This window comes from Mycobacterium sp. 48b, from assembly GCF_048282725.1.
Classification (GTDB): Bacteria; Actinomycetota; Actinomycetes; order Mycobacteriales; family Mycobacteriaceae; genus Mycobacterium.
In genome coordinates, this window is sequence record NZ_JBLVUL010000001.1 from 7,337,648 (window position 1) to 7,349,961 (window position 12,314).

Consider the following 12,314-nt stretch of genomic DNA (forward strand, 5'->3'; position numbering starts at 1 on the left):
ATTCCGGGATGCCTCTTTTGGCTGGCTGGCCGATGATGTGTGGGCCTAATTCATTGGGCTGGTTGAGGATCAACATCACCGAAGAGGTGATCGCGCCGCCGCTGCAAGTGTTGACACACTTCAGGTATTGCGACCGCCGTTGACTCCGATGCTCTGTCCGGTGACATAGCCGGCTTCGTCGGACACAAGGAAGGCGCACGCCGCGGCGATGTCTTCGGGGCGACCGGCCCGCCGGACTGGGGTGCGTTCGGCTATGGCGTCGACGCTGCCACCGAGACGGCCTTTGGCTTCGTTGCGCCGGGTCATCGGAGTGTCGATGAAGCCAGGTGGAATTGCGTTGACAGTGATGCCTTTAGCCTTGATCCACCGATGAATGGGCTGGTTGTTGGGGTGTCGGAATGAGGAAAGTGCCCTCTGAGCTGGAAAGATTGGTGTTCTCTACGCAACAATCCGACCAGCACAAGAAAGGCACTTCCAGTGCGAGTGTCCCACACGTTCGGTCCCGACTCCGCGGTGTTCGACGAGGACAACCTCGTGTCGTGCGCCGGGCTGGTCCCGGTGATGGCCCTGGCCGAGCAAGCTGGCCTGACACGGTTGTTGGACAACACAATTCACATCAGGTCGTCTCGGGTCAAGTCCGGGGCGGCTAACCCTCGATCCACCGATGAATCGCCTGTTCGGAGGGTGTTGATGTAAGGAAAGTGCCCTTTGAGCTGGGATGATTGGAGTTACCACACTTCGATCAGCCCACGTTCAGAAAGGCGCTTCCGGTGCAAGTGTCCCATAGGTTCGCCGTGTCGTCGGCGGTCTTCGATGATGCACATCTCGTGTCGTGCGCCGGGCTGGTGCCGGTGATGACCCTGGCCGACCAGACCGGTCTGTCGCAGCTATTGGCCGACAAGATCCGGTTCACCTGTGAGCGGATCCGTTCGGCCGCGGCCCATCCGTCACCGAAGCTGACCACGCTGATCGCCGGGATGTGCGCCGGCGCGGACAGCATTGATGACCTAGACGTTGTGCGCTCGGGTGGGATGAAGACCCTCTTCGGTGGTGTGTACGCCCCGTCGACGATCGGAACCTTATTGCGGGAGTTCACCTTCGGGCATGCCCGCCAGCTCGAATCTGTCCTGCGCGAACACCTGGCCGCGCTGTGCGGGCGTGTCGATCTGTTGCCCGGCGCCGACGGACGGGCGTTCATCGACATCGACTCACTACTACGCCCGGTCTACGGGCACGCCAAGCAGGGCGCCAGCTACGGACACACCAAGATCGCCGGCAGGCAGATCCTGCGCAAAGGCCTCTCACCGTTGATCACCACGATCAGCACCGACCACGGTGCGCCGGTGATCGCCGGGGCGAGGTTGCGGGCGGGCAAGGCCAACTCCGGCAAGGGCGCAGCCCGCATGATCGCTCAAGCGGCCGCTACCGCCCGTGCTGCCGGGGTCACCGGGCAGATCCTGGTGCGTGGCGATTCGGCCTACGGCAATAGCACCGTGGTCACCGCCTGCCACCGAGCAGGTGTCCGGTTCTCGCTGGTGCTGACCAAGACCGCAGCAGTTGCCGCCGCCATTGACGCAATTCCCGAGACCGCGTGGACCCCGGTGAACTATCCCGGTGCTGTGCGTGACCCCGACACCGGCGCCTGGATCTCCGATGCCGAAGTCGCCGAAACCACCTACACAGCCTTCGGTTCCACCAAGACTCCGGTGACCGCCCGGTTGGTCGTGCGCCGGGTCAAAGACGCGCGGTTCCTCGATGCGCTGTTTCCGGTGTGGCGGTACCACCCGTTCTTCACCAATTCCGACGAACCCGTCGACGCCGCTGACATCACTCATCGCCGCCACGCCATCATCGAAACCGTGTTCGCCGACCTCATCGACGGACCTTTGGCGCACATGCCCTCGGGGCGGTTCGGCGCGAACTCGGCCTGGATCCTGTGCGCCGCGATCGCCCACAACCTGCTGCGCGCCGTCGGCGTCCTGGCCGGAGGTGCCCACGCGGTCGCCCGCGGGGCGACACTGCGCCGCAAGATAATCACTATCCCGGCCCGCCTGGCCCGTCCGCAACGCCAACCTATCCTGCACCTACCAGCGCACTGGCCCTGGACAGAGCACTGGCTCACGTTGTGGCGCAACACCATCGGCTACAGCCCACCAGAAATCGCCACCACCTGACCATATGCCGAAAGGCCCGACCGGAGCGCACAGGAACAGCTGGACAGACCAGCAGATACCCCCTGCCCGCGACCAGGACCAGCCCTCAACAGCCCAGCGAGGCACACCTACCCCAATTCATCAGTGGATCGAGGCTAAACCAGCACCGAAACTGGCCACTCTGATCGCGAGCATGTGCGCCGGCGCGGACTACATCGACGATGTCGACGTGGTCCGAGCCGGCGGCATGAAAACCCTCTTCAACCGGGTGTATGCCCCCTCCACCGTGGGAACCCTGTTGCGCGAGTTCACCTTCGGTCACGCCCGCCAACTCGACTCGGTACTGGCCGAGCATCTGGCCGGTCTGTGCGAGCGAGTGGACCTGCTGCCCGGAGCCGATGTGCGTGCCTACCTCGACATCGACTCCCTGCTGCGCCCGGTGCACGGACATGCCAAGCAGGGCGCCTCCTACGGACACACCAAGATCGCTGGCAAGCAGGTTCTGCGCAAAGGGCTGTCCCCGCTGGTCACCACCTTGAGCACCGACACCGCCGCACCGGTGATCACCGGCATCCGACTGCGTGCGGGCAAGGCCAACTCCGGTAAAGGGGCCGCCCGCATGCTCGCCCAAGCCCTGCAGACTGCGCGTGCGGCCGGCGTGGGGTCCCGGTAGTAATGGCGCAAAAAACAACGAGGTTCGCGTAGCGCCTGGTCGGCGGTGATTTCTCGGTTCGGGCTGCGGGCCGGGGTGGTTGGTGCTTGGCTTGGCTGCCGATGAGGTTGGTCGGCGTTTTGGAGGCTGGGGTTCGTGGCGACGCGGGTATTCGCGGACGAGGAGTTGCAGCGCCTGCGGGAGTTCCCGGAGATCAGTCGTGAGGAGTTGTTCCGGTACTTCACGCTGACCCCGGCGGATCTGGCGTTCGTTGCTCCGCAGGGCAGGGGCCCTGCGGTCCGTCTGGGCCTGGCGGTGGCGTTGTGCACCTTGCCGTGGCTGGGGTTCGTGCCGGACAAGGTGTCGTCGGCGCCGCCGGTGGCGGTGGCCCGGTTGGCGGATCAGCTGAATGTCGATGCGGTGCAGCTTCGTTCGTATGGCAAGCGGGCGCAGACGCGGACCGAGCATGTGCGGCTGGTGGCCCAGTATCTGGGGTGGCGGCCTGCCGGGTCGATGGAGTTGAAGGAGCTGGATGAGTTCCTTCTGGCGCGGGCGATGGAGCACGATTCGCCGACGCTGTTGTTCCGGCTGGCGTGTGAGTACCTGATCTCGGCGCGGGTGATCCGGCCGGGCCCGGACACGGTGGTCCGCCGGGTCGCGCATGCTCGCACGCAGGCGCAGCGGGAGACCTATGACCGGTTGGCGCGCGAGTTCACGCCGCAGCGGTGTAAGGAACTGGATGCGTTGCTGGTCGCCGACCCGTCTATCGGGATGTCGCGGTTGCGGTGGTTGTCGACCGGCCCGGTGGAGGCGTCGGCGACCGCGGTGAAGGCCGAGGTCGAGAAGCTGGTGTTCCTGCGCAACCTGGGCGCGGATGAGCTGGATATGTCGGTGCTGCCGGCGGAGCGGCGGCGGTTCCTGGCGACTGTGGGCCGACGCTTGACGGGCCAAGCCTTGGAACGCCGGGATCCGCAACGCCGCTACCCGATCCTGCTCACGGTGTTGGCTCAGTCGGCCACCGATGTGCTCGACGAGGTGGTGCAGCTGTTCGATCAGGCGATCTCGGCCAGGTTGAGCAAAGCCGAACGCCGGATGCGCGACGAGCTCGCCGAGCGCGGTAAGGCCGGAGAGGATCGGCAGGGGTTGCTCGACGACTTGCTGGCCATCATCACCGACACGCAGATCCCTGACGAGGAGATCGGCGGCCTGATCCGGGGCGATCGGATCGGATGGGAGCGGTTGCGGGCCGCGGTCGCGCAGGCCAAACCTCGGCTGCCGCGCGATCACGGGCACCTGGCCGCTCTGGACAGCTCGTACTCCTATCTGCGGCAGTTCACCCCGCAGGTGCTGTCGACAGTCCGGTTCGCCGGCGGCACCGCGGCGATCGAGCTGCTGATCGGGGTGCACATGCTGCGGGAGCTGAATGCGACCGGTACCCGCAAGGTGCCCGACGACGCGCCGACGGGGTTCGTGCCGACGAAGTGGCGCGGCTACCTCGACGAGGCCCGCAAAGCCGGCAACACCACCGCCTATCGGCACTACTGGGAGCTGTGCGTGCTGCTGGGGCTGCGGGACGGGTTGCGCAGCGGCGACGTGTTCGTGCCGGGGTCGCGCCGCTACGCCGACCCGGCCGCTTACCTGCTGACCCCGCAGGCGTGGGAGCCGCAGCGTGACGAGTTCTGCCGCCTGGTCGGCAAGTCCGCTGATCCGGCCCGCGCCCTGGCGACCGCCACCGACGAGCTGCACGACGCTATGAGCGAGTTGGAGAAGGTGCTCGCCGACGGCGACGGCCCGGTCCGTCTCGATGAGGCCGGTGACCTGGTGGTCTCGCCGCTGTCGGCAGAAGACGTTCCGGCCGAAGCGGTGGCGTTGAAGCAGGAGTTGACGGAGATGCTGCCGTTCGCGCCGATCGTGTCGCTGTTGATCGAGCTGGACAAACGCACCGGCTACCTGGACTGCTTCACCCACGCCGGCGGTAAGCAGTCCCGCACCCCGGAGTTGAAGCGCAACCTCATCGCGGTGCTGCTGGCCTACTCCACCAACCTGGGTCTCACCCGTATGGCGGAGGCCTCCGGCATCTCCTACGACATCCTGGCCTGGACTTCGGAGTGGTATGTGCGGGAGGAGACGCTGCGGGCGGCGAACCTGACGATCATCGACTACCACCAACGCCTGCCGCTGACCCCGATCTTCGGGGCCGGCACCCTGTCCTCCAGTGATGGGCAGCGGTTCCCGACCCGTGGCAAATCGGTCACTGCCAGAGCGTTGAGCCGCTATTTCGCGAACGAAGGACTGAGCACGTATACCCATGTCACCGATCAGCACGCCACCTACGGCACGAAGGTCATCGTCGCGACGAGACGTGAAGCTCACTACGTGCTGGACGAAATCCTCGGCAATGCAACGGATCTGCCGATCACCGAGCATGCGACCGACACGCACGGCGTCACCCTGGTGAACTTCGGGCTGTTCGACCTGCTCGGGTTGCAGCTCTCGCCCCGCATCCGGGACCTGGGCCGGATCACCCTGTACCGGGCGGCGCCGCGAGCCCAGGTCGAGTCCGCGTTCCCGCACGCGGGCCCGCTTTTGACCCGGCGGTGCAATCTCGATCTGATCGCCGAGCACTACGACGACCTGCTCCGGCTGGCCGGGTCGCTGAAGTTCGGGCACGCCACCGCGTCGCTGCTGGTCGGCAAGCTGTCGGCGTCGGGCCGGCAGAACGCCCTCGCGGCGGCGCTCAAGGAGTACGGGGCGCTGCGGCGCACGATCTACGCCGCCCGGTATCTGTCCGACCCGGGCTATCGACGCAAGATCTCCCGCCAGCTCAACAAGGGCGAATCCCTGCACGCGCTCCGCCGCGACCTGCTCTACGCGCATGAAGGAACCGTGCGCGCGAGGCACCTGGAGGGACAGACCGAACAGGCATGGTGCCTCACGTTGGCGACCAACGCCGTCATCGCCTGGACCACGGAGTATTACGGTCTGGCGACCGAACAGATGCGGCGGGCCGGGCGGCGCATCGATGACGAGGTGCTGGCGCACATTTCTCCGGCGCACAGCGAGAACATCAACTTCTTCGGCGCCATCGAGGTCGACATCGACGCCGAACTGGCCCAGCTCGGCCCCACCGGGTACCGGCCGCTGCGGGTCCGCGACACCCTCTTCTGACCGCCGGCTACCACCTTCCGGGAGAGGGTGCTGGGGCGTAGCTGGGCACATCGGTGGCCTGGGTTGGGTCAGCGACAGCGTGGTGGTTCGGTGGCGGTGAGGACGCGGTCGCTGATCGGGCGCAGCTGGGCGTAGGCGTCGGCGACGGGCAGCACGAGCCCGGTGGGGTGCCGGCTCTGCCAGTCGGCGGCCGCCACGGCGGTGGCGAAGTAGCGGCCGGGGTTGCAGGTGGTGGCGCGGACCCGGGTCGGGTCGAGTTCGTCGGGGCCGGGTACAGAGATGACCGCGGTGGCCGGGTCGAGGCCGCTGACCCCGGAGGCCGGGTCAACGGACAGTCGGATGGTGGTTCCGGTTGCGGCGCAGGTGGATTCGACGGTGGCGGGGCGACCGATGATGGCGGGGAACAGCAGGGTGTCGGCGGCGCACCAGGTGTAGAGCTGGTGGCCGTCGACGGTGAACCGGTGCGGGGTGGGATTGAGGGTCAGGCCCCAGCCGAGGATGCGGTGCCGGTCGTCGTATTCGATGTCCGCGGCGGCGGGCGCGTTCTCGACGTCGGCGACGCTGGCGCCGGCGGCGGTAGCGAGCTGTTCGATGGTGATCGGTTCACCGGCCGCGAGCAGCCGCATCGCGGTGCCCATCAGGTTCGTTCCCGTATTGGCGGTGGAGTCGAACAGTGTGTCGACGATGGTGGTGGCGAACGGGTTGGTCGTCATCGCTGGTGTCCCCTCGGAGCGTGTAGTCACGGGTGTGGGATCGAGTGTCGGGCTTGCCACCGCAGGGAAGGTCAAGCGCCGCAGCCGCATGTCCTCGGATCCGGCACCCACGGCGGGGCGGCGGCTCGGTCGTGGCTGGTCGCCCGGGTCAACGCGTCGTGGTGGTGGTGTTCGAACTCGTCGATGCGGCGGCGCTGCTCGTCGAGGTCGCGGATGCGGTCCTCGATCCGGGTCCGGGAGCGGGCCAGTAGTTCGGCCAGCTGCGGTCCGACCGGCCGGGCGCTGTCGTCGCAGGTGGCGGCGAGCTGACGGATTTCGGCCTCCGTGAGGCCGAGGCCGCGCAGGGTGGCGATGACCTCGACGCACCACAGCGCGTGTTCGTCGAAGAGCCGGTATCCGGCCCGGCTGCGGCCGAGGCTGTAGATCAGGCCCAGGTCGTGGTGGCGGCGTAGTACTTTCGCCGGCACTCCGGTGCGGCGGGCCAGGTCTCCGATGGTCATCACCGGTGTGTTCATGACGGCTCGATCCGGTCCTCAGCCCGCGCAGCAGGACAGCTTGGCGACATCGGCGGTGAAGGTTTGGGCGGTGAGTTTCAGCGCTTCGGCCATGGTCAGATACGGCGCCCAGGTGCGGGCGAGCTGGTCGACGGTCATGCCCGCGGTGATCGCGTACCCGGCGGCGGTGATCAGATCCCCGGCACCCTCGGCGACGGCGTGCACGCCTAGCACCCGCCCGGTCCCGGCCTCGGCGACGAGTTTGACCACACCACGGGTGTCCCGGTTGACCAGGGCACGCGGCACGTTCGCACCGGTGAGCAGCCGCGACTCGGTCCGTAATCCGGCTGCGGCGGCTTGGCTGTCGGTGTGGCCGACCGCGGCGATGGCCGGGCTGGTGAATGTCACCCGCGGCAGCGCCGTGTAGTCCAGGGTGCGGCCGGCGTGCCCGAGGGCGTTGCCGGCGGCGAGTGTGCCCTGCGCCGCCGCGACGTACACGAATTGGGGGCCGCCGGCCACGTCGCCCGCGGCCCAGATCCGCGGGTTGCTGCTGCGCTGGTGGGCGTCGACGACGACGGCGCCGCGGTCGTCGGTGCGTACCCCGACCGCCGCCAGATTCAATCCGGGGGTGTCGGGGCGGCGGCCGGTGGCGATGAGCAGCTGGGCGGCCCGCAGTTCGGTGGTGGCCCCGTCGGCGGTGCGGACGGTGACGAGTTTCTCGCCGCCCTCGGCCAGTGCCTTGTCGAGGGTGGCGCCGGTGAGCACGGTGATGGCTTCGTCGGCGAACACCTGCGCGATGGCCCGGGAGATCTCGGGTTCCTCGAACGGCGCCAGCCGATCCAGGGCCTCGATCACCGTGACCCGGGTGCCGAGCCGGGCGAACAACTGTGCCTGTTCGAGACCGATGGCGTTGCCGCCCACCACGATCAGCGACCCCGGCAGGACGTCGAGCTCCATCGCGGTGGTCGAGGTCAGATACCCCGCCTCGGCGAGCCCGTCGGTCGGCGGCGCCCACGGCGCGGCGCCGGTCGCGATCAGGTACTGATCGGCGTCGATCACCCGCGGGCCATCGGCCCCCTGCTCGACCCGCAGCACCGGTGCGTCGGTGGTACCGGTGAAGACGGCGGTTCCCGAGACGATCTCCCAGCCGTAGTCGGCGGCCAGGTCGAGGTACTTCTCGCCGCGAAGCCGGTCGACCAGCGCGTTCTTGCCCGCGATCAGCTCGGCGAAGTCCACCGGTGCCCCGGTCGCCGCCAGCCCCGGGAACCGGTCGGCGCTCGCCGCGGTGTGCCGGGCCTCCGCGGCGGCCAGCAGCGCCTTCGACGGCACGCAGCCCACGTTCACGCAGGTGCCGCCGATCGCGGCGCGCTCGACCATCACCACCCGTTTGCCGAGGTTGACCGCGGCGATGGCGGCGGCGAACGCCGCCGAACCGGAACCGATGATCGCCAGATCGGCGCGCGGGGATGTCGTGGTCACGGCGGGTTCTCCTTGCTGGGGGACTCCGGTCACGGAACAGGTTGCTATTCGCGTTGACGAATATCTCCGGACATCATACTATGCGCTTATCCGAATAGTTCAACTTTCTTCTTGTGGAGGCGATCCCCTTGCCCCGGTCCACGACCGCCGCCGTCACCGCGCCCGGTGGCGAGACGGCCTGCACGCACCTGGATGCGACGGCGAAGTTCTTTCGCGCGCTGTCGGATCCGACGCGGTTGAAGCTGCTGGAGTTCATCTTGGCCGCCGAGCGCACCTCCGCGGAGTGTGTCGAGCATGCCGGGATCTCCCAGCCGCGGGTGTCGGTGCACCTGTCCTGCCTGGCCGACTGCGGTTATGTGACCGCGCGCCGTGACGGCAAGAAGCTGCGCTACTCCGTCGGCGACCCACGCGTCGCGGACCTGGTGATGCTGGCCCGCTCCCTCGCCGCCGACAACGCCGCCGCGCTGACCTGCTGCACCCGCATCGACACCGCTCGTGTGAACGGAGCAGGACATTGATGAACGTACGCAACAACTCCACGGGGATCGGCGGCCCGCTCGCGGTGGTGGGTGCCGCCGTGGCCATGATCGTGTGCTGCGCCGGACCGGCCTTGATCGCGGCCGGTGCGCTCACCGCCCTCGGCGGTGCGCTGCGCAGTTGGGGACCGATCGTGGCCGCCGCGGTGATGGTCCTCGCCGCCGTCGGCTACACCGCGCGCCGTCGTAAGCCGCCGCAGCGAGGGACAGTCCGCGGACTGCTGGGCACCCGCCGATCGCATCAGCCCAACGCGTCGACCGATCGGAGTTCCCAGCCGTGACCACGCCGATCACCCGACGCACGGTGAGCGCGGCGCTCGCCGCCCTGGCGGTCACGGTGCTGGCTGCCTGCGGCACCGACACCGCCTCGCCCCGCGCCGCCACCGACCCCGTCACGGTCACCGCGCTGTCCGGGGCGCCGGTGACCGTGCCCAGCGGCAAGCCGACGGCGATGTTCTTCTTTTCGGTCGGCTGCGGTGAATGCGTGGGCGGCGCGAAGTCGCTGTCGCAGGCTGCGCGACAACTCGGTGACACCGCCGCTTTCGTCCTGGTCGACATGGATCCGGCCGAACCTGCCCAGGTCGTCACCGACTTCCAGCAGCAAACCGGGACCGACACCGTGCCCGCGGTCATCGACACCGATGCGACCCTGACCAAGCGGTACTCCGTGGCCGCCCTGTCGACCCTGCTCGTCGTCGACCCCGGCGGTGCGGTCGCCTACCGGGCCGCCGACCCGTCCGCCGATCAGATCACCGCCGCGCTGGCGAAGGCCGGGGACCGGTGAACGGGCTGCTGGCCTTGGCGTTCACCGCGGGCATGCTCGCCCCGGTCAATCCGTGCGGTTTCGCGCTGCTGCCGGCCTGGATCACCCACACCCTCGGCGACACCGCCACCGAACCGCTCGGGGTACGCACGGCGCGGGCGCTGCGAACCGGCGTCGCTTTTACCCTCGGGTTCGCGGGCACCCTGGCCGTGGCGGGGCTGGCCATCAGCGCCGGTGCCCGCGCGCTGATCAGCGCCGCGCCGTGGCTCGGTCTGGTCGTCGGTGTCGCCCTGGTATTGCTCGGTGTCGTCATGTTCACCGGCCGCGTGCTCGGTCTGCGACTGCCCACCCGAGCGCTGCGCCCGGCCACCGGGCCGGGCGGCACAACCGGGATCGTCCTCGCCGGGATCGGCTACGCCGCGGCGTCGCTGTCGTGCACGTTCGGGGTGCTGCTGGCCGTCATCGCCCAGGCCCAGGCCACCGCGGGCTGGGGTGCGCTGCTCGCGGTGTTCGTCGCCTACACCCTCGGCGCCGCGACGATCCTGCTGCTGGTCAGCCTCGCCGCCGCGGCCGCCGGTACCGCGCTCACCCACCATCTCGCCGCCCTCGCCCGGCACGGCACCCGCATCACCGCGACCGTGCTCATCCTCACCGGCGCCTACCTGGCCTGGTACTGGCTGCCCGCCGTCACCGGCGACACCACCGGCACCAACGGATTCGCGGCCCTGTCCACCACCGCCAGCACCTGGCTGCAGAACCACACACCACTGATGGCGACGATCGCGGCACTGACCGTGCTCACCGCCGCCGTCACCGTCCTCGCTCACCGCATGATCCGGCGCCGCGTTACCGATGCCGCACCCGTCGACTGCTGCACCCCGACGACCGTCATCGAGGAAGGGCGCCCGCAATGACCGAACGCTACGACACCCTCGTGCTCGGCGGCGGAATGTCCGGGCTGCCACTGGCGCTGCGCGCCGCCCGCCACGGCCGGGTCGCCTTCGTCGAGAAGGAACTGCTCGGCGGGACCTGCCTGAACCGGGGCTGCATCCCCACCAAGACGATGATCGCCTCCGCCGCCGTCGCCCATCAGGCCCGCCGCGCCGCCGAGTTCGGCGTCCGCGTCGGCGGTCCGGTCACCGTCGACCTGGCCGCCGTGGTGGAGCGTAAGAACACCCTCGTCGATTCCATCCGGGCCGGATCGTATCGGGCCGTCGAAAAATCCGCCGACCTCGACTTCTACCACGCCGCAGGACAATTCACCGGTAACCGGCGCCTCACCGTCGACGGCACCACCCTGACCGCGGACCGGATCATCCTCGCGACCGGCACCCGCACCACCCTCCCGGCCATCGACGGCTTGGATGCCGTGCCCTACTACACCTCCCGCACGCTGCTCGACCTCACCGAACTACCCGCCCACCTGCTCGTCGTCGGCGGCGGCTACGTCGGCTGCGAATTCGCGCAGATGTTCCGGCGATTCGGCGCCGAGGTCACCATCGTCCAGCGCGCCGACCGGCTGCTGCCCGGGGAAGACCCCGACATCAGCGCCGCCGTCGCCGACGGCATGACTGCCGACGGCATCACTGTCGCGACCGCCACCACCTGTACTCACGCCGCCGGGACGGCCGGCAACATCCGGATCGGCTGCACCGGCACCGAGACCGCCGAGATCACCGGCAGCCACCTGCTGCTCGCCACCGGGCGCACCCCCAACACCGACGCCCTGGGCCTGGAACACCTCGACCTGCAACCCGACCCGCACGGCTTCCTCACCGTCGGCGACACCCTGAACACCTCCGCCGACAACGTGTGGGCGATCGGCGACCTGCGGGGCGGGCCGATGTTCACCCACACCGCCCGCGACGACGCCGACATCGTCTACCGCACCGTCTACCGCGACCAGGACCGCACCACCACCGGACGTGTCGTGCCGCACGCGGTGTTCACCGACCCCGAAGTCGGAGCCGTCGGCCTGACCGAACCCGCCGCCCGCGCAGCCGGCTACGACGTGATCATCGGCCGCCAGAACTTCACCGGCGTTGCCAAAGCACGCGCCATCGGCAACACCCGCGGCCTGGTCAAATTCGTCGCCGACGCCGCCACCGACCGGATCCTCGGCTGCCACATCGCCGGACCCGACGGCGGCGACCTCGTCCACGAAGCCGTCATCGCCATGACCTGCGGCGCCACCTACGGCCAACTCGCCGCCGCCATCCACATCCACCCCACCCTCGCCGAAGCCGTCAACGCCGCCGCCGGCGGCGTCCACCGACCCGCCGCCGACTGATCCCACAGATAACACCCTGTTATCTGTGGCACCATGAAACCCGGCCTGCGACGACTCCGCTCCGGC

Annotated in this window: 10 protein-coding genes and 3 pseudogenes; 9 read left to right on the plus strand and 4 right to left on the minus strand. The window is 68.8% G+C overall.

The genetic code is table 11. The features are described 5' to 3' along the window. Positions 1–120: 120 nt before the first annotated feature. Positions 121–351, minus strand: a pseudogene (locus tag ACNQR1_RS35780) (SDR family oxidoreductase); the annotation flags it as partial. Positions 352–477: 126 nt separating this feature from the next. Here ACNQR1_RS35780 and ACNQR1_RS35785 point away from each other — a divergent pair. The 4 genes and pseudogenes from ACNQR1_RS35785 to ACNQR1_RS35800 form a co-directional block, all read left to right on the plus strand. Beyond that, positions 478–654 (plus strand): annotated as a pseudogene (locus ACNQR1_RS35785) (IS1380 family transposase); the annotation flags it as partial. Between the two features lie 116 nt (positions 655–770). Beyond that, entirely contained in the window at positions 771–2,174 is a 1,404-nt protein-coding gene (locus tag ACNQR1_RS35790) for an IS1380 family transposase (protein ID WP_065204061.1), read from the plus strand. A 133-nt stretch (positions 2,175–2,307) separates the two neighbouring features. After that, positions 2,308–2,814, plus strand: a pseudogene (locus ACNQR1_RS35795) (IS1380 family transposase); the annotation flags it as partial. Positions 2,815–2,961: 147 nt separating this feature from the next. Then, positions 2,962–5,973 (plus strand): Tn3 family transposase, encoded by a 3,012-nt coding sequence (locus ACNQR1_RS35800; protein ID WP_017682184.1) that lies wholly within the window; start codon positions 2,962–2,964, stop codon positions 5,971–5,973. Between the two features lie 68 nt (positions 5,974–6,041). Here ACNQR1_RS35800 and merB read toward each other — a convergent pair whose 3' ends face one another. From merB to merA, 3 genes are all read right to left on the minus strand, one after another. Beyond that, positions 6,042–6,686 (minus strand): organomercurial lyase MerB, encoded by a 645-nt coding sequence (gene merB / locus ACNQR1_RS35805; RefSeq protein ID WP_010596911.1) that lies wholly within the window; start codon positions 6,684–6,686, stop codon positions 6,042–6,044. A 71-nt stretch (positions 6,687–6,757) separates the two neighbouring features. Then, complete coding sequence (locus tag ACNQR1_RS35810; protein ID WP_010596912.1) at positions 6,758–7,201, minus strand: MerR family transcriptional regulator; 444 nt, start codon at positions 7,199–7,201, stop codon at positions 6,758–6,760. 18 nt (positions 7,202–7,219) lie between these two features. Beyond that, a complete protein-coding gene (merA, locus tag ACNQR1_RS35815) occupies positions 7,220–8,659 on the minus strand; it encodes a mercury(II) reductase (protein WP_010596913.1) in 1,440 nt (479 codons plus the stop codon). Between the two features lie 128 nt (positions 8,660–8,787). Between merA and ACNQR1_RS35820 the strand changes: the two genes are divergently transcribed. Genes ACNQR1_RS35820 through ACNQR1_RS35840 form a run of 5 tightly spaced genes read left to right on the plus strand, consistent with a single transcriptional unit; the run spans position 8,788 to position 12,248 of the window. After that, positions 8,788–9,177 carry an ArsR/SmtB family transcription factor gene (locus ACNQR1_RS35820; protein WP_026138108.1) on the plus strand — a complete coding sequence of 130 codons (390 nt, stop codon included), beginning with the start codon at positions 8,788–8,790 and terminating at the stop codon, positions 9,175–9,177. Continuing rightward, positions 9,177–9,476 carry a hypothetical protein gene (locus ACNQR1_RS35825; RefSeq protein WP_010596915.1) on the plus strand — a complete coding sequence of 100 codons (300 nt, stop codon included), beginning with the start codon at positions 9,177–9,179 and terminating at the stop codon, positions 9,474–9,476. The genes ACNQR1_RS35820 and ACNQR1_RS35825 overlap by 1 nt, the downstream gene beginning before the upstream one ends. After that, positions 9,473–9,979, plus strand: coding sequence for a TlpA family protein disulfide reductase (locus ACNQR1_RS35830; RefSeq protein WP_010596916.1), 507 nt, complete (start codon positions 9,473–9,475; stop codon positions 9,977–9,979). Before ACNQR1_RS35825 ends, ACNQR1_RS35830 begins: the two co-directional genes overlap by 4 nt. Next, positions 9,976–10,872 (plus strand): cytochrome c biogenesis CcdA family protein, encoded by an 897-nt coding sequence (locus tag ACNQR1_RS35835; RefSeq protein WP_010596917.1) that lies wholly within the window; start codon positions 9,976–9,978, stop codon positions 10,870–10,872. The genes ACNQR1_RS35830 and ACNQR1_RS35835 overlap by 4 nt, the downstream gene beginning before the upstream one ends. Beyond that, positions 10,869–12,248, plus strand: a complete 1,380-nt coding sequence (locus ACNQR1_RS35840) for a dihydrolipoyl dehydrogenase family protein (protein ID WP_010596918.1) — start codon at positions 10,869–10,871, stop codon at positions 12,246–12,248. Before ACNQR1_RS35835 ends, ACNQR1_RS35840 begins: the two co-directional genes overlap by 4 nt. The last annotated feature ends 66 nt before the right edge of the window (positions 12,249–12,314 follow it).

Bases quoted from the DNA above. Each gene is read 5' to 3' on its own strand.
- ACNQR1_RS35810 (WP_010596912.1), bottom strand. From the start codon at position 7,201: ATGAACACACCGGTGATGACCATCGGAGACCTGGCCCGCCGCACCGGA.
- ACNQR1_RS35840 (WP_010596918.1), top strand. From the start codon at position 10,869: ATGACCGAACGCTACGACACCCTCGTGCTCGGCGGCGGAATGTCCGGG.
- ACNQR1_RS35825 (WP_010596915.1), top strand. From the start codon at position 9,177: ATGAACGTACGCAACAACTCCACGGGGATCGGCGGCCCGCTCGCGGTG.
- merB (WP_010596911.1), bottom strand. From the start codon at position 6,686: ATGACGACCAACCCGTTCGCCACCACCATCGTCGACACACTGTTCGAC.